The sequence below is a fragment of the Agromyces sp. Y575 genome (assembly GCF_059445445.1).
Genome location: NZ_JCAIUI010000003.1, coordinates 478469 through 496136 on the forward strand (window position 1 = coordinate 478469; position 17668 = coordinate 496136).

Genomic DNA, 17668 nt, shown 5'->3' on the forward strand with positions numbered 1-17668 from the left:
CGGCGCTGGGGCGCCTCCTCAACCCGCTCGACATTCGTGGGTGTTTCGAGACGGCGCTGGGGCGCCTCCTCAACCCGCTCGACATTCGTCTCGCGGTTTCGAGGCACGCCCGGTGCGGTGACGGATGCCGCGGCGCGAGCCGCTTAGGCTGACCCCGATGTTCCCCAGAGTCACCGCCGTCCTCGTCGCACATCTCGGCGGCGACCACCTCGCGCGCTCGCTCGAAGCGATTCGATCCCAGCGCCGCACACCCGACGCATTCGTCGTCGTGCTCACCGAAGCAGATGCCGAGGCGCGCGAGCTCGTCGCAGCGGCCTCACCCACCCACGTCATCGAACTCTCGCAGCGACTCTCGTTCGGCGAGGCGGTCCGCGCCGCCGAGCGGGTCCTCGAGGCGCCGACATCGGATGCCGATGCGCTCTGGCTCCTCGCGGAGGACACGGCGCCCGCGCCCGACGCGCTCGAACGGCTCGTCGCCACGCTCGAGACGGCGAAGTCCGTCGCGATCGCGGGGCCGAAGCTGCGCGAATGGGACGACCCCGATCGCATCGCGACATTCGGTCGCACGATCACGCGGTTCGGGCGAAGCGTGTCGCTCGTCTCGGACGAGCTCGACCAGGGACAGCACGACGGACTGAGCGACGTGCTCGGGCTCGACCCGGCCGCGCTCCTCGTTCGCCACTCGGTCTGGCGTTCGCTCGACGGCTTCGATCCGGCGCTGCCGACCGTCGACGATGCGCTCGACTTCTCGATCCGCGCTCGACTGGCCGGGCACCGCGTCTCCGTGGTGCCCGAAGCACTCGTGCTGTTCGCCGGCGACGGGGTCGCAGGGCCGCCCGCCGACCCGCGGGCCCGTGCGACCCGGCGGCGCATCCGGGCCGCGCGAGCTGCCGCCCTGCATCGTCGGCTCGTGTACGCACCCGCGGCGGCGGTGCCAGTGCACTGGCTGAGCTTCCTGCCGCTGGCGATCATCCGCTCGATCAGGCTGCTCCTCGTGAAGTCGCCGGGGGCGATCCCAGGGGAGTTCTCGGCAGCACTCGGCACGATGTTCTCCGGCATGCGCGTTGCCCGCGCCCGGCGCCGGCTCAAGGCGGCACGCACCGTCGGCTGGTCGGCGATCGCCCCATTGCGTATGCAGCCCGACGAGGTGCGGCGGCGTCGTCAGCATGCCGCGGAAGCGCGACGCGCGCGTGCGCGCGGTCGAAAGCACGAGCTGCAGTTCCTCGGCACGGGCGGCGGCTGGGTGCTGCTGGCGTCGGTCGCGGCATCCGTCGCCCTGTTCACCTGGTTGCTCGGCGCCCGAGGGCTCAGCGGCGGCGGAATCCTCCCGCTTTCGAACGGTCTCGGCGAGCTGTGGCGCAATGCGGCCTACGGATGGCGCGACATCGGTGCCGGCTTCGTCGGCGCCGCCGACCCCTTCGCGGGAGTGCTCGCCGTGCTGGGTTCGCTCGCGTTCTGGGCGCCATCGTTCGGACTCGTGCTGCTCTGGTTGCTCGCTGTGCCTGTCGCGACCCTCGGCGCGTGGTTCGCCGCATCGAGGCTGACCGAACGCGGCTCGGTGCGTGCTGTGGCCGCACTCGTGTGGGGACTCGCCCCGCCGCTGCTCGTCGCGCTCGGCGACGGCCGTCCGGGTGCCGTGCTCGCGCACGTGCTGCTGGGCTGGCTCGCCTTCGCAGTGTTCGGTGCTGCCACGTCGTGGGCGGCAGCCGCCACGGCCTCCCTCCTGTTCGCCGCGGTGGTGGCGTCCGCGCCGAGTCTCGCACCAGCGCTGCTCGTCGCGTGGCTCGTGAGCCTTGCAGTGAGCGGGCGTGCCGCGGTGCGCCTCGCTGCGCTCCCGCTGCCGGCCGCCGTGCTCGCTGCGCCGCTCGTCATCGAACAGCTCGGGCGGGGGACGCCGCTCGCCCTGCTCGCCGATCCCGGTGTGCCGGTGGGCAGCACGGCGCCGTCGGTGTGGCAGCTCGCGCTCGGCTTCCCCGGTGCGCCGTGGGGCGGTTGGGGCGCCTTCCTCGGCGACGCGGCATCCGTCGATCCGAAGCTGCTCGTCACGCTCCTCGTGCTGCCGCTGCTCCTCGCCGCGCTGGCGGCCGTGCTCGCGCCCGGTATCCGCGGCGCGGTGCTCAGCCTCGGAACCGCTCTGCTGGGGTTCGCGACCGCTGTCGCCGCCGCCCATCTCGCGCTTGCGGTCGCCGGCCCCGAAGCCGTGCAGCTCTGGACCGGAGCCGGCCTCAGCCTCGCCTGGCTCGGGTTCATCATGGCGGCCGTCATCGCCCTCAGCGCCGTGCGCCGCGGCGGTGCGCTGCTCGGCTGGCTCGTCGCCGCGTGCGCCGTCGTCGCGGTGCTGCCGACGGGGCTCGGCATCGCCACCGCGTCGACGGCGATCGAGCCCGCCGCTGAGCGCACGCTGCCTGCATTCGTCGGAGCCGAGGCCGAGACCGACCCTCGCGTCACCACCTTGCGCATCCAGCCCGAAGACGACGGCAGCATCAGGGCGACGCTCGAACACGGCGCGGGTACGACGCTCGACGAGCAGTCGACGCTCGAACAGACTCGTGTGGGAATGAGCGAAGCGGAGCGTGAGTTGGCCACGATCGCGGGCAACCTCGCTTCCCGGAGCGGGTTCGACTCCGATGCCGCGATCCGCGAATTCGGCGTGTCGTTCGTGCTGCTGACCCCGCCGGTCGGCGATGACCGCGACGCCGAATCGACCGCCACCAGGGCGCGCACCGCCCTCGACGGCAACGCGGCGCTGGTCGCGGTGGGCGAGACCGACTTCGGCACGCTCTGGCGATTCAGCGCGGCCGAGCCGGATGCCCCGGCGGCCCAGATCCCGCCCGGTGCGGGCGGCGCGCTCGCCGGCGTTATCACCGCGGTGCAACTCATCGTGCTCGGCGCGACCCTGCTGCTGTCGATTCCGACCGGCGTCGGCCGTGAAGCCGACCGGAGGCCCGTGCGCCGACGTAGGCGGAAACCGCGATCGGCACCACCGACCGACGCGGCGGAGGCAGAGGCAGAGGCAGAAGCAGGGGATGCTGCGGCGTCCGATGCCGATGCCGGTGCCGATGCCGGTGCCGATGGCGGTGCCGGTGCTGCGGAGGAAGCCGACACCGACAGCTCAGACCCGGGCAAGGCCGCCGACGTCCGAGGGGAGCCCGAGCGGACTGAATCGGTCGAACCCACCGACGAGCCGTCCGAACCTGCGGCACCCGCTGAGCCCGCCGACTCGTCAGACTCGGCAGAGCCTGACGAACCAACAGAGCCTGACGAAGCAACAGAGCCTGACGAAGCAACAGAGCCTGACGAAGCAACAGAGCCTGACGAACCCACCGAGCCCACCGAGCCGAAGGGGGACGACGATGCCCGTTAGTCGCACCATCGCCCGCATCGGCGGCCGTGCCGTCGGATTCCTCGCAGCCGCTGCGATCGCCGCGGCCGCACTCGCCGCCGCGGCCCTGGTGCCGTGGCCGGACCATCGGGTCGATCCGCCGTCGCTCGTCGTTCAGCCTGCGGAGAGTCTGCAGCAGCGTGTCTGCCCGGGCCCGTTGCTCACCCTCGCCGACGACGCTGCCGCCGCGACGACCGCATCGTCGATCGGCTCGGCCGACCTGACCCCGGGCGCCGACCCCGATGACGCCGAGATCACCGAGACCCCACTCGCCGCGCCGGGCAACCCGCGGGCCGACCGGGATGGCACGCCCTTGGCGATCTCCGTCGAACCGGGAACGGTCGACGCCGGCATGATGGCCGCAGCGCAATCGCAGTCCGCCGACACCGAGACGGTCGCCGGGTTCGCGGCAACGGCGTGCGCCGAGGCGAGCGCGGAATCATGGCTCGTGGCCGGCGCGACGACGCTCGGACGGACCAGCCTCGTGTCGCTGGCCAATCCCACCGACGTCGCTGCCACCGTCGATGTGCGAGTGATCGGTGAGACAGGTGCGGTCGAGGCCGGGTCGGCGCTCGGCATCATCGTTCCCGCGGGCACCCAGAGGGTGGTCTCGCTCGCCGGGATCGCACCCAACCTGACCTCGCCGGTCGTGCACGTCACGAGCACGGGCGGCATGATCGCCGCGGCTCTCGAGCAGTCCGCCGTCGATGGCCTGGCGCCGGCGGGCGTCGAGTTCACGGGCTCCGTCGCGACGCCGGCCAACAGCCAGATCATCCCCGGCTTCGTCGTGGCCGAAGCGGGCGGCGTCGATCCGGCCGACGATCACGCCGAAGGCGATGACCACCCGGCGGTGCGGCTCCTCGCGACCGGCGACGAACCCGTCGACGTGTCGATCGGCATCATGCCCGAGTCCGGTGCGGTCGGCGCCACGATCGAGGTGACGTTGCAGCCCGGGCGCGCGCTCGACGTGCCGCTCGGAGTACTCGATGCGGGGGCGTACACGATCAGGCTCGACGCCGACGGTCCGATCGTGGCTGCAGCACGCGCGACGACCGGCAGCCCGGTCGCGGTGACCCTGCCGGGCGAGACGGACGCCGCGGCATCCGTCGACCTGGCCTGGACGGTCGCGACGACGCCGCTCCTGGAGGACGCGGTCGTCGCGGTGCCCGAGGGGCCGGCGCCGACGTTGCACCTGGCCAACGCGAGTGGCGAGATCGCCGAGGTGCAGTACACGATCGACGGGGAGACCCTGGCGGTCACGATCGATGCCGGTTCGGCAGAATCCGTCGACGTCGAGGCCGGCGAGATCGTCACCCTGACCGGCGTGCAGGGGGTGCACGCCTCGGTGTCGTTCTCCGGCGAAGGAGAACTCGCCTCATTCGGCGTGCAGCCGCCGGGGCCGTTGGATTCGCCGATCCGCGTGTTCCCACGGTAAGAAGCGCTCGCTGAACTTGTCGAAGTTCGCTGAGCCTGTCGAAGCGGGTCCCCTTCGACGGGCTCAGGGAGCGAAACCCCAGCTCAGGGAGCGAAGCCCTCAGAGGTGCCGGTAACGACCCGGAGCAAGCTCCCACGGGTCTTTGCCGAGTAGATCGGCGATCGCGCGGAAGACGCAACTCTCGATGAGGAGCTTCTCCTCGCGCTCCTCACCCTCCTGGAGGCGCAGGAAACGCACGATCGGCAGCCGGAAGAACACGATGCGGCGTTCGTCGTGGAAGACCTTCCACCGATCGATGTGATCTTCGTGGATCGCCTCGGCGGGGCCTTGCGCCACCTCGAAGACGACGCCCTCGAGCTCGGGCCAGAGGCCGCGCAGATACGCTGCAGTCGTGCCGACGGTGAGCTCGAACTCGTCGAGCCTGTTGTGCAGCATCGGAAGGTGCGGTCCGGTGACCGCCGAGCGGAGACCGCGCCCATGGCGATCTCGGGCGAGCCGTCGAGGCGAGCGCGGCTCGGAGGCGACACGACGGGATCGGGGCATACCCTCCATCGTACTGAGTCGTTGGCTGCGATCGGCCGTGGCGCTCGCTACTCTGGGGGAGCCATGAGACGTTGTTCGCGCACCGCATGCGCCGCAGAAGCGGTCGCCACGATGACCTTCGACTACGCCGATTCCATGGCCGTACTCGGCCCGCTCGCACTGACCAGAGAGCCGCACGGTTACGACCTCTGCGCGCGCCACACCGCACGCACCTCGGCGCCTGTGGGATGGCAGATCGTGCGGCACGTCAGCCTCGGTGAGGTAGGTTTCAAGGCATGAATCCCGCTGCATCATCCGACGCTCGCGCGCGCCTCGACGCGATCGTGAAGGCCTACGACGTTCGCGGAATCGTCGGCGACGGGCTCACCTCAGAGACCGTCGAGGCGCTCGCCGCTGCTTTCGTCGACGAGGTCGGCGCGGGCGGCGGCCGAGTCGTCGTCGGCCACGACATGCGAGACTCCTCGCCGGGGTTCGCTGAAGCCTTCGCTCGCGGCGCAGTCGCTCGCGGCGCCGACGTCGTCTCGATCGGGCTGTGCTCGACCGACGAGAGCTATTTCGCGTCGGGCTCCCTCGACGCGCCCGCCGCGATGTTCACGGCGAGCCACAACCCCGCCGCGTACAACGGCATCAAGTTCTCACGGGCAGGTGCCCAGGGCATTTCGCGCGACACGGGGCTCGCGGCCATCCGTGACCGAGCGGTCGAATACCTCGAGCAGGGCATCTCCTCGGTCGAGTCGCCCGGCTCGGTCTCGACCGTCGACGTGCTCGCCGACTATGCGGCGTACCTGCGATCGCTCGTCAACCTCAGCAGCATCCGACCGCTGAAGATCGTCGTCGACGCCGGCAACGGCATGGGCGGGCTCACCGTGCCCGCCGTGCTCGGCACGGCCGCCGGCCTCCCCGAGCTGCCCCTCGAGATCGTGCCGCTCTACTTCGAACTCGACGGCACCTTCCCGAACCACGAGGCCAACCCGCTCGAACCGGCCAACCTCGTCGACCTGCAGCGCGCCGTCGTCGAGCACGGCGCCGACCTCGGCCTCGCCTTCGACGGCGACGCCGACCGCTGCTTCGTCGTCGACGAGCAGGGCGGTGCCGTGAACCCGTCGGCGGTGGCCGCGATCGTCGCGCTTCGCGAGATCGCTCGCGTGCATGCGGCAGGCGAGACGGATGTCGCGGTCATCCACAACCTCATCACCTCGCGGTTCGTGCCCGAGGTGATCGAGCAGGCGGGGGCGACTCCGGTGCGCACCCGGGTCGGGCATTCGCTCATCAAAGACCAGATGAGGCAGACCGGCGCCGTCTTCGGCGGCGAGCACTCGGCTCACTACTACTTCCGCGATTTCTGGGGCGCCGACAACGGCATGCTCGCGGCAATGCATGTGCTCGCCGAGTTCGGCACCCAGCAGGGCCCGCTCTCCGAGATGTCGACGCGCTTCACGCCCTACTCGCTGTCGGGCGAGATCAACTCGGTCGTCGAAGACGTGCCCTCCGCCTACACGCGCATCGTCGAGGCATTCACCGGTCGGGCCGAGTTCGATGAGCTCGACGGACTCACCGTCATCGGCACGACGGGCGGCGACGAGTCGTTCTGGTGGTTCAACGTGCGGCCCTCGAACACCGAGTCGTTGCTGCGCCTGAACGTCGAGGGTGCTGACGCCGCGACGATGGAGGCCGTCCGCGACGAGGTGCTTGCGCTCATTCGCGACTGACGCCGGCGCCGCTCGCCGAGCGAGCTACTGCTCCCTGAGCTTGCTACTGCTCCCTGAGCCTGTCGAAGGGGACACCGCTTCGACAGGCTCAGCGAGCGAATCTTCGTCGAAGGGGTGTCCCCTTCGACAAGCTCAGCGAGCGCGGGGCGGGGCGAACTGGCAGAATGGGCGCATGACGACGCTGCCTGCGACCACCGCCCTCCCATTCAAGGTCGCCGACCTCTCACTCGCCGAAGCAGGCAGGCATCAGCTGCGGCTCGCCGAGAACGAGATGCCCGGCCTGATGGCCCTCCGCACGGAGTTCGGCGCGTCGAAGCCGCTCGCCGGTGCCCGTATCGCCGGCAGCCTGCACATGACCGTGCAGACCGCGGTACTCATCGAAACGCTCGTCGCGCTCGGCGCGCAGGTGCGCTGGGCGAGCTGCAACATCTTCTCCACGCAAGACGAGGCCGCCGCGGCGGTCGTCGTCGGCCCCGAGGGCACTGTCGACGCGCCCGCGGGCGTGCCGGTCTACGCCTGGAAGGGCGAGTCGCTCGAGGAGTACTGGTGGTGCACTAACCGCATCTTCGACTGGTCGGCCGAGGCCGCGGCATCTGATGCGGACTGGATCGGCCCGAACATGATCCTCGACGACGGCGGCGACGCGACGATGCTCGTGCACCACGGCCGTGACTTCGAGGCCGCGGGCGTCGTGCCGGCGGCGGCGGATGACGCGAGTCACGAGTTCCGCGTCGTGCTCGACACGCTGCGCCGTTCGCTCGAGCTCAGCACCGACCGCTGGACCCGCATCGCGGCCGAGCTCCAAGGTGTCACCGAAGAGACCACGACCGGCGTGCACCGCCTGTACGAGCTGCACGCGAAGGGCGAGCTGCTCTTCCCGGCGATCAACGTCAACGACTCCGTCACGAAGTCGAAGTTCGACAACAAGTACGGCATCCGTCACTCGCTGCCCGACGGGCTGAACCGCGCCACCGACGTGCTCATGGGCGGCAAGGTCGCGTTCGTCGTCGGCTACGGCGACGTGGGCAAGGGCGCCGCAGAAGCCCTGCGTGGGCAGGGCGCTCGGGTCATCGTCGCCGAGGTCGACCCGATCTGCGCACTGCAGGCTGCGATGGACGGCTACCAGGTCGCCCGTCTCGCCGACGTCATCGGCGAGGTCGACATCTTCGTCACCTGCACCGGTAACAAAGACGTGATCCGGGTCGAGCACATGCTCGGCATGAAGCACCTCGCGATCGTCGCGAACGTCGGACACTTCGACAACGAGATCGACATGGCCGGCCTCGAGTCCCTCGCCGGCGCCGAGCGCATCGAGATCAAGCCGCAGGTGCACGAGTGGCGGCTGCCGAGCGGGCGTTCGATCCTCGTGCTCTCCGAGGGGCGGCTCATGAACCTCGGCAATGCGACGGGGCATCCTTCGTTCGTCATGTCCAACTCGTTCACCAACCAGGTGCTCGCCCAGATCGAACTCTGGGCTCGCCCCGAGCAGTACCCCGTGGGTGTGTACGTGCTGCCGAAGCACCTCGACGAGAAGGTCGCGCGACTGCACCTCGACTCGCTCGGCGTGGAGCTCACCGAGCTCTCGCCCGAGCAGGCCGCGTACATCGGCGTGCCCGTCGAGGGTCCGTACAAGGTCGACCAGTACCGCTACTGAGCCCACACCCGCTGGTCGAGTAGCGACGCAGGAGCGTATCGAGGCCTGTCACGTGGTCTCGATACGGCGCTGGCGCGCCTACTCGGCCGACGACCTCGTCAGCGCTCTGGAAACCCGGTCGGGTTCGCCGTGAGCACCGGGGCGAGCGCTGCCATGCGTGCATCCTCGAGCGCGATCGCCGCGGCGTCGCGCTCGCGCCGGAGGGCGGCGACGCCCGCGAGGAACAGCTCGGGCGAGGCATCGGGCACGGGGGAGACGAACGGAGCGACCTCGATGGCGAGCGAGGCCGCGACGCGCGCGCGGCTCTCGGGAACGAGGTGCCCGGCGTTCGTGAAGAACGCGGCGACGCGGCGCGCCAGCGGGTCGGGCAGGCGCCCGACGTCGGCGATCGCCGCCCAGCCGACGAGCTCGGCGGGCACGCCGAAGGCGGTCGAGGGGAGCTTCGGCACCCGCTCGACCTGCGCATGGGTGCCGGCCAGGAGGTCGCCGAGCCGCTTCGATGAGGAGTTCAGGAATCCGACGAGCACCGCCAGGCCGCCGAACGTCATGTAGATCTCGACAACACCGGTGAGGGCACGGATGAACGCGTGCCGGAACCCGATCGCCCCGCCGTCGTCGCGCACCACTCGAAGGCCCAGCGCGAGCTTGCCGAGAGAGCGGCCCCGTGTCGCGGTCTCGACAGCGGTCGGCACGATGACGATGCAGATCACGATGCCCGCGATCAGGATGGCTTGGAACCCGGTCTCATCGATGCCGAGCCCCGCCAGCGCGAGCAGCAGGCCGAGGAAGAGCAGCACAGAGACGAGCACATCGATCGCCGCTCCACCGGCACGGATCAGCGCGCTCGCGGGGCGTACATCGAGTGCGACGGCCTCACCCGTGAGCACGCCCTCGTTGTCGAATCGGGCGACGCGGTGTGCGACGGCGGGGGCTTGGGGCATGGGTAGTATTCAAGCAGATGGACCTCGACGCACTCGCCTCCGCTCGTCACGATGACTGGCAGAGGCTTGACGCGCTCGCACGCCGCCGCCGGCTCGCCGGCCCCGAGACCGATGAGCTCATCGAGCGCTATCAGGGCGCGGCATCCGACCTCTCGCTCGTGCAGACGACGGCCGGCTCGACGGCGCTCGGCGACCGATTGTCGGTCTCGCTCGCGCGCGCCCGGCTGGCGTTCACCGGCGCACCCGAGAACCCCCTGCGCCAGTTCACGCGCTTCGCTGTCGTGAGCCTGCCGGCAGCCCTGTACCGGTTGCGTTGGCTGACCCTGGCCGTGGCACTCGTGACGGTCGCCGTCGCGGCCCTCTACGCCTGGTGGATCGGCGCAGACCCGCGCGTGCTGGCGTCCCTCGGCAGTGAGTCCGAGTTCCGTCAGCTCGCCGAAGAGGGGTTCGTCGCCTACTACTCCGAGAATCCGGCTGCGTCGTTCGCCGGCGCGGTGTGGACGAACAACGCATGGATCGCCGCGCAATGCGTCGCCTTCGGCATTCTCGGTGTCTGGGTGCCGTGGGTCGTGCTGCAGAACGCGCAGAACCTCGGCATCACTGCGGCGATCATGTTCGCCTACGACGAGGCAGACACCTTCTTCCTCTACATCGCACCGCACGGGCTGCTCGAGCTCACGTGCGTCTTCGTCGCAGCAGCGGCCGGGCTCCGCATCTTCTGGGCCTGGGTCGCGCCAGGGGCGCGCCCGCGTGGCGTCGCACTCGCCGAAGATGCGCGGTCGTTGTTCAGCGTCGCGATCGGGCTCGTGTTCTTCCTCTTCGTCTCTGGGCTCATCGAGGGGTTCGTGACTCCCGCCCCGTGGCCGTGGCCGGTGAAGATCGGCATCGGAGTGGCGGCCCTCGGCGGCTTCCTCGCGTACATGTTGGTGCTCGGACGGCGGGCCCATCTCGCGGGCGAGACCGGTGATCTCGTCGAGTTCGACGCGGGCGCGCGGCGCATCGTCGCCGGCTGATCGAGCGGATGCCGCGGCATCCGCTTCGCCGTCTGCGGCACCCTTTTGGCGGCGCCCGCGTCTGAACGTGTGCAGCAATTCAGGAGCGGAGTGCGTGTCGCGTCGCGGGAGGTTCTCTGGGAGTCGGCGACACCTCTCCGCTCCTGAATAGCTGCACATGAAACCGGTGGTGGCCGTCGTGCGCGCGGTCGTGGCCGTCGTGACGAGTCGCTTGAGATGACGAATGGCGGATGCCCCGTGGGACATCCGCCATCGCGGTGCGGACTACGCGCGAACTACGCCGTGAGCTGCTTTGTTCGGTCGAAGACGACCTTGTAGATCGCGCCGGCGATGATCGCGCCGAGGATCGGTGCGACGATCGAGACCCACAGCTGGCTCCAGGCGATGCCGCCGCCATAGAGCGCGGTGGCGATGGAGCGCGCCGGGTTGAACGAGGCGTTCGAGACGGGGATCGCGACGAGGGCGAGCAGCGTCAGGGTGAGCCCGATCGCGAGCGGGGCGAAACCGGCGGCGGCGCGAGCGCCCGTGACGCCGAGGATCACGAAGAGGAAGACGGCCGTGGCGATCGTCTCGATGAGGAAGACCGACCACAGGCCGTAACCGCCGGGCGAGAGCTCGTCGTAGCCGGTCGATGCGCCGGTGAAGATGATGATGTCGAACTTCGGGCCGGCCGACAGGATCGCGAGCAGCAGGCTCGACGCGAGGATGCCGCCGACGATCTGCACGGCGATGTACGGTCCGACCTCTCGCCACGAGAATCGGCCGGCGACGGCGAGACCGATGCTCACTGCGGGGTTGAAGTGCCCGCCCGAGAACGGACCGAAGGCATACGCACCGACGACCACGGAGAGACCGAGGGCGAGGGAAACGCCGAGGAATCCGATGTTCAGGCCTCCTTCGCCGCCCGCGAAGCCCGCGGCGAAGACGACCGCGCCGACCACGCCGAAGACGAGCATGAAGGTGCCGAGGAGTTCGGCGGTGAGTTTCTGCGCGGTCGAGGGGGCCTCGACGACAACTGCGGTGTCAGACACGGGAGTTCCTTTCCTGCAATGGGAAGTCGAATGATGGCGCGACCCCCCGGCAGCGCCTGCTGTGACGATAGCGACCCCGATCGTCGCCGTCGGTGAACCGCGCGCAAATGTTGAGAATCCGCTGAGCGTGGGGGAAACATCGCGACGCGCGACGAAACGCGGCGGCATTCGGTGACGCGCGACGTCACCCTGGCCTCAGAGGCGCCCTGACGCCTTCAGATCGAGGTAGAGGTCGGCAAGGGCCGGCGGCAGCTCATGCGGGGCGGCTGTGACGGTGAGCGCGCCGAGTCGGCGGATGGCGGCGCCCACGCGCTCGCCGTCGAGGAGGCCGCGTTCGGCCGCCGCCGCCGCGTACACCTGCTCGAGGTCGTCGCGTGTGCGGCTCGCGTCGATGAGTGCAGGGTCGGCGACGGAAGCCACGATCACCGTGTGCCGCCCGGTCAACTGCGGCAGCACCGAGAGCAGCCCGCGGGCGCTGCCCGGCGAGTCCGCCGCGGTGAGCAGCACGACGAGGGCGTGCTGGCTCGTGATGCGTCGCACCTGACTCGGAACGGAAGCCCAGTCCGCCTCGATCAGCTCGGCGTCGATGCCGGCCATGGCGTCGACCATGCGGGCGAGCAGTTCCGGCCCGCTCGCCCCGTGCACGCGTCCGCGAAGTCGGCGGTCCCACGCGAGGAAGTCGACCCGGTCGCCGGCGTGGGAGGCGAGGGCGGCGAGCAGTAGCGACGCCTCGAACGCCGTGTCGAGCCGCGGTTCGTCGGCGATGCGTGCGGCGGCGGTGCGCGAGGTGTCGGCGACGATGACGATGCGGCGATCGCGCTCGGGGCGCCAGGTGCGGACCATGAGCCGCATATTGCCCGGCACCTCGGGGTCGGCGTGCCGAGCGGTCGCCCGCCAGTCGATCGAGCGCACGTCGTCGCCGCGCACGTACTCGCGGATCGAGTCGAACTCGGTGCCCTGCCCGCGGATGAGAAGCGGCGTGCGCCCGTCGAGTTCGCGCAGGCGAGTGAGCCGCGATGGCAGGTGCACGCGCGAGTGGAACGGCGGCAGTACCCGCACACGGCCCGGAGCGGCGAGCGTGGCCTGCCGCGACCACAGGCCGAGGGGGCCGGCCGAGCGGATCGTGACCTGCTCGGTGCGCCGGTCGCCGCGACGCCATGGTGTGAGCTCCAGGGAGACACGTCGACGTTCGCCTGGCGGCACTCGCAGTGGCGAACGATTGGAGCCGGTGACCCCGGCCGATGGCTCCCATCCGTCACGCACCGTCGCCCGGAGCATCCGTTGCCCCAGATTCTCGACGCTGAGCGACGCGGTGATCCGCTCGCCCAGCCGCACGCGATCGGGCAGATCACGGTGCAGCGCCACCCGTCGAGGCGATGCAGCGAGCGACAGGTCGAGCACGCCGGCGCCGATGACGAGTGCGAGCCAACCGAGCAGCGCGATCCACGCCTCGGGCGCGCCGACGACACCAGCGACGACGACGGGCACGACGCCGAGCGCCACGAGCAGTGCGAACCGACCGGTCAGTGTCATATCAGATCCGTGTCATATCAGAGCGGCACCTGCACTTGTTGCACGATCGACGCCAGCACGGCATCGACCGAGACGCCCTCGAGCTCTGCCTCGGGCCGCAGTTGCACGCGATGGCGCCACACGGGCAGCAGCATCGCCTGCACGTGGTCGGGCGTGAGTGACTCGTAGCCGGTGAGCCACGCCCACGCCTTCGAGGCGGCGAGCAGGCCCGTCGTGCCTCGCGGGCTCACACCGAGCCGCATCGACGGGCTTCGGCGAGTGGCTCGCGCCAGGTCGACGAGGTAACCGAGCACGTCGTCTTCGACGCGAACAGCGGATGCCGCGGCGCGAGCCGCTGCGAGTTCGGCCGCGCCCAGCACCGGGGTGACGCCCGCCGCGGCGAGGTCATGCGGATCGAAGCCGTCGGCATGGCGGCGGAGGAGCTTCAGCTCGTCGACTCGCTCGGGCACGTCGAGCACGAGCTTCAGCAGGAACCGGTCGAGCTGCGCCTCGGGCAGCGAGTAGGTGCCTTCGTACTCGATCGGGTTCTGGGTCGCGGCGACCATGAACGGGTCGGGGAGAGGCCGGGTCACGCCGTCGGCGGAGACCTGGCGCTCCTCCATCGCCTCGAGCAGTGCGGACTGCGTCTTCGGCGGCGTGCGGTTGATCTCGTCGGCGAGCAGGATGTTCGTGAACACGGGCCCCTCGCGGAACGCGAACTCACCGGAACGCGGGTCGTACGCGAGTGAGCCGGTGACGTCGCCCGGCATGAGGTCGGGGGTGAACTGCAGGCGTCTCGTGTCGAGCTGCAGGGTGCGGCTCAGGGTGCGCACGAGCAACGTCTTGGCGACGCCCGGCACACCTTCGAGCAGCACGTGGCCGCGCGTGAGCAGGGCGATGATGAGGCCGGTGACGGCGCCGTCTTGGCCGACGACGGCCTTGCCGACCTCGGTGCGCACGCGGTTGAGCGCGGCGCGGAGCTCATCGTCGGTCGCTGCGCCGGTCGGAGCGAAGGTGGGGTCGGTCATGGGAGCCTTCCTGTGGGGTCGGTTGTCTGAGCATCGCTCGCTGAGCTTGCATCGTTCGCTGAGCTTGCGTCGTTCGCTGAGCTTGTCGAAGCGCGTGCGCCACCTTCGACGGGCTCAGGGCGCGAAGCATGCGGGTCGAGGGTGCGGTGCACGTCGGACTCCAGCCGGGCGAGCGCGCCGGCGAGGTCGACGAGCTCGCGGTCGTGCATCGGATCGGCGTCGACGAGCAGTCGCCGCACGGATGCCTCGTCGCGGCCGGTCGCGCGCGCTGCGGCATCCGTCACCTGGTCGACATCGGCCGAACGGGGGAGCCGCAGCGCCAGCGCGATGCGGCGGATCGTGCCGATTCGCAATTGGTCGAGTGCGTGGGTTCGTGCAGCGGTGCGCGCGTAGAGGCGCGCCCGACCTGCGCTCGTCTCACCTGCGGGCACGTGCACGGGAAGGTTCTCGACGACGAGCGGACCGAAGCGGCGACCGCGCCAGATGCCGGCGACGATCACCACGATGATGGCGAGCACCATGACGGGGCTCACCCAACCGGGCGTCAGCTCACCGATCGTGGGGGCGTCGGCCGAGTCGGCGTCACCGGGGCCCGGCAGGTACCAGACGAGGTCATCGGATGCCCCGGCGAGCCCGATCGCGAGCGCCGCGTTGCCCGCCTGGGTGATCGTCTCGTTCGCGAAGACCGTTGTGGCGCCGACGATCGTGATCTCGCCGCCGCCGCCGCTCGGGCCGGGACCGGCCGCGACGGCGAAACCGAACTCGCCGTCGCGGAAGCAGCCCTGCCACCCGGCGTCGGCAGCCTCATCGTCGATCGTGAGCAGCCGTTGCCCGTCTGAAAGCGACTCGGCGCGCGCGGCAGGGCCGAGATCGCAGTCGACGTCGTCGATGGGGCCGCTCGCCGCACCGGCGAGGCGCACACCCGGTGCGAGCGTCTCGAGTGCCGTGAACCCGGGCTCGACGATGACCAGACGGTCGGCCGCGTCGGCGAGTTCGGCAAGTCGTCGATCGTCGAGGATGCCGTATTCGTCGTACAACATCACCGTCGCACCGGCAGTGGCTGCGTCGAGGGCGGGCTCGAGCGACCGCGCCTCGAGCACCGTGACGCCGTGGCCGCGTAGCACCTCGACGAGCGCCTTCGCGCCCGCGGGGGCCGGGTTGTCGGCGGCGAGCGGCGAGCCCGGCTGGCGGGCACCACCCTGGATCGCGATCACGAGTAGCGCGCCGAGCACGAGCACGGCGGCGATCACGATCCAGGCCCGACGGTGCCGCACGAAAGCACGAACCGTGGGGGTCACGGCGGGCGCCGTGCTCGGTGGCACCGTGCTTGTTGGCGCAGACGGGGGCACAGACGCGGGCGCAGGCGCGTCGGCCACGGAGGCCCTCATCGAGAGACCCCGGCGGCTTCGCGGTCACCGGTGCCGGTCTCGGTGCCGTCATCGGTGTCGGATGCCACTTGGACGGCGCTCGCCGGACGGGCACCCGAGATGTCTCGCTCGAGCACACTCAGTCGCTCGTAGTCCTCGGGCGAGCCGGCGCGGCCGAGATAGCGCACGCCATCGAAGTCTGCGGCGGCTGCACGCAGCTGCGTTCCGAACTCGGGGAAGGGGCGTGCCGAGGCATCCGCGAACCCCCTCGCCGTCGTGCCGGGATGCACCGTGACGACCTCGCGCTCGACGAGACCCCGCACGAGCGCGCGGAATCGCTCCTCGATGGCGAGGGGCCAGTCGCCTGCCGAGGCAGCTGCGGCGGCCGCCCGCCGCAATGTCTCGAGGTCGCGCAGATCGTGGTCGTCGAAGAGCGGCACCTCGCTCCGGCGTCGGCGTCGCAGCCGCGGAAGCCCGAACACGAGGATGCCGACCACCACCACCGCGATCACCAGCAGCACGATCAGCAGCGTGAGGATCGGCGCGGGCAACCCAGTGGCGCCGTCGAAGAGCCCGAGGAACCAGTCGCGGATCGCCTGCATCAAGAGATCGAAGGGACTCGGCTTCGCCGCTTGGTACTCGGGCTTGGCGAGTTCGTCTTCGAGCCACCGACGCGCCTCGGGCGCGTCGGGGTCGATGGGCGTGCCGCGGAACAGGGTCAAGACCACGGCGGAGCTGGTGCGGTGCCCACCGGCGCGGCGGGCGCGGGTGCGGGTGCGCGGTAGGGATCGGTCACGGGCGACCCGGCGTCACGCTGTTCGACATGCCGCACGAGTTCGAGATCGAGGGCTTCTTTGCGCATGCGCAGGTCGATGTAGATGACGGCGACGAGCGAGGCCTGCACGACCGCGGTGATGGCGCCGATCAACAGCGAGAGGATGACGGTCACGACCGTCGTCACGACCGTGATCGCGACGGCTGCGCCGCTGCCGGTCGGATCGATCACTGCGGCGAGGATCGTGCCGACGAGCGACACCGGCTGCACGACGACTTGGGAGGCGAGGTTCAGGATGAACCCGACGAGCAGCAGTGTGCCGAAGGTGCGCCAGAAGTAGCCGTCGGTCAGGCGCCAGGAACGACGCATGGCGGTGCCGATGCCGGCACCCTCGAGCACGATGACGCTCGGCACGAGCGAGAGCTTCGTGCCGAGCCAAGCGGCGAGGACGACGAGGCCGAGTGCGGCGAACAGCACGACGAGTATCGCCATGATCAGGGTGAACGGGTCGGTGAGCGCCGCGACCACGATGACTACGACGAACACTGCGACCACGAGGAGAACCGCGCCCGTCACGATCGCCGTCCAGCCGAGCAACGGCCAGATGCGCTTCGCCGCCCGCTTCCAGAGCGCACCGAAGCCGAGTCGTTCGCCGAGCGTGCCGCTGGCGACCTCGACGACCATCACGCCCTGCAGGAAGGCGCTCGCGACGAGCGACAGCACGACCGGCACGAGCATCAGCAGGATGAAGCCGCCCACGGCGCCCGAGAGCACGGCGTCGACGTCTTCGGACGACGCCCCCTCGATGCGGGTGAAGCCGAGCATCGCGAACGGCAGTACGACCGCGAGCGTCGCGACGACCGAGACCAGCTGAACGACGAGACCCGTGCCGAACGTCGCGGCCGGGTTGCGTCGCAGCACCCGGAACGGCGCCCAGAGCAGGGTGCCGAAACCGAGCGGGCGCAGGGGCAGGAGCCCGGGCTTCGGCGGCGGCGTCCAGCCGAACGGGGCTCCGAACGGCGCCTGCGGCGAGGGCGGCGCACCTGGATATGGACCGGCGGATGCCGCGGGCGGCTGTGGCGGCGGGAACGCGGGCGCCTGCCCGTACGACGGGTTCTGGGCATCTGGCACCGGGGGCTGTGCGGGAGCACCGCCGGGCGCCTGCCAGTCGTGGTCTGACACCAATTGCGGCTCCTTCCGGCGGATTCCCCACAATGCTCGCACATTCCACGGGCATGATGATGCCTGTCCACAGGGCCCCGGATACCCTCCCAGCCG

General features: G+C 70.5%; 14 protein-coding genes. 6 read left to right on the top strand and 8 right to left on the bottom strand.

Going from position 1 to position 17668, the window contains the following annotated elements; genetic code table 11:
- Positions 1-157: 157 nt before the first annotated feature.
- Positions 158-3364: a glycosyltransferase family 2 protein gene (locus AC1C2U_RS14355; protein WP_495362437.1), complete on the top strand. Its 3207-nt coding sequence runs from the start codon at positions 158-160 to the stop codon at positions 3362-3364.
- A complete protein-coding gene (locus AC1C2U_RS14360; protein ID WP_495362438.1) occupies positions 3354-4817 on the top strand; it encodes a DUF5719 family protein in 1464 nt (487 codons plus the stop codon). The genes AC1C2U_RS14355 and AC1C2U_RS14360 overlap by 11 nt, the downstream gene beginning before the upstream one ends.
- A 99-nt stretch (positions 4818-4916) precedes the next feature.
- On the opposite strand, the gene AC1C2U_RS14365 is transcribed toward AC1C2U_RS14360, so the two are convergent.
- The gene (locus AC1C2U_RS14365) at positions 4917-5360 is read right to left on the bottom strand and encodes a hypothetical protein (RefSeq protein ID WP_495362439.1); all 444 of its coding nucleotides are present in this window, start codon (positions 5358-5360) and stop codon (positions 4917-4919) included.
- Positions 5361-5423: 63 nt separating this feature from the next.
- Here AC1C2U_RS14365 and AC1C2U_RS14370 point away from each other — a divergent pair, with 63 nt between their 5' ends.
- The 3 genes from AC1C2U_RS14370 (at position 5424) to ahcY (ending at position 8723) form a co-directional block, all read left to right on the top strand.
- The gene (locus AC1C2U_RS14370; RefSeq protein ID WP_495350785.1) at positions 5424-5639 is read left to right on the top strand and encodes a DUF3499 family protein; all 216 of its coding nucleotides are present in this window, start codon (positions 5424-5426) and stop codon (positions 5637-5639) included.
- A complete protein-coding gene (locus AC1C2U_RS14375) occupies positions 5636-7069 on the top strand; it encodes a phosphomannomutase/phosphoglucomutase (protein ID WP_495362440.1) in 1434 nt (477 codons plus the stop codon). Before AC1C2U_RS14370 ends, AC1C2U_RS14375 begins: the two co-directional genes overlap by 4 nt.
- Before the next feature lie 172 nt (positions 7070-7241).
- On the top strand, positions 7242-8723 hold the full coding sequence (ahcY, locus tag AC1C2U_RS14380) for an adenosylhomocysteinase (protein ID WP_495362441.1): 1482 nt from the start codon (positions 7242-7244) through the stop codon (positions 8721-8723).
- 98 nt (positions 8724-8821) lie between these two features.
- On the opposite strand, the gene AC1C2U_RS14385 is transcribed toward ahcY, so the two are convergent.
- Positions 8822-9664, bottom strand: a complete 843-nt coding sequence (locus tag AC1C2U_RS14385; RefSeq protein WP_495362442.1) for an RDD family protein — start codon at positions 9662-9664, stop codon at positions 8822-8824.
- Between the two features lie 17 nt (positions 9665-9681).
- Between AC1C2U_RS14385 and AC1C2U_RS14390 the strand changes: the two genes are divergently transcribed.
- The gene (locus AC1C2U_RS14390; RefSeq protein WP_495362443.1) at positions 9682-10677 is read left to right on the top strand and encodes a stage II sporulation protein M; all 996 of its coding nucleotides are present in this window, start codon (positions 9682-9684) and stop codon (positions 10675-10677) included.
- A gap of 275 nt (positions 10678-10952) precedes the next feature.
- On the opposite strand, the gene aqpZ is transcribed toward AC1C2U_RS14390, so the two are convergent.
- The 6 genes from aqpZ to AC1C2U_RS14420 form a co-directional block, all read right to left on the bottom strand.
- Complete coding sequence (aqpZ, locus tag AC1C2U_RS14395) at positions 10953-11708, bottom strand: aquaporin Z (RefSeq protein ID WP_495362444.1); 756 nt, start codon at positions 11706-11708, stop codon at positions 10953-10955.
- 195 nt (positions 11709-11903) lie between these two features.
- Entirely contained in the window at positions 11904-13241 is a 1338-nt protein-coding gene (locus AC1C2U_RS14400; protein ID WP_495362445.1) for a DUF58 domain-containing protein, read from the bottom strand.
- A gap of 17 nt (positions 13242-13258) precedes the next feature.
- Positions 13259-14248 (bottom strand): AAA family ATPase, encoded by a 990-nt coding sequence (locus AC1C2U_RS14405; protein ID WP_495362446.1) that lies wholly within the window; start codon positions 14246-14248, stop codon positions 13259-13261.
- Entirely contained in the window at positions 14245-15546 is a 1302-nt protein-coding gene (locus AC1C2U_RS14410; protein ID WP_495362447.1) for a DUF4350 domain-containing protein, read from the bottom strand. The genes AC1C2U_RS14405 and AC1C2U_RS14410 overlap by 4 nt, the downstream gene beginning before the upstream one ends.
- Before the next feature lie 86 nt (positions 15547-15632).
- A complete protein-coding gene (locus tag AC1C2U_RS14415; protein ID WP_495362448.1) occupies positions 15633-16343 on the bottom strand; it encodes a DUF4129 domain-containing protein in 711 nt (236 codons plus the stop codon).
- Positions 16334-17572, bottom strand: a complete 1239-nt coding sequence (locus AC1C2U_RS14420; protein ID WP_495362449.1) for a DUF7847 domain-containing protein — start codon at positions 17570-17572, stop codon at positions 16334-16336. The genes AC1C2U_RS14415 and AC1C2U_RS14420 overlap by 10 nt, the downstream gene beginning before the upstream one ends.
- Between the last annotated feature and the right edge of the window lie 96 nt (positions 17573-17668).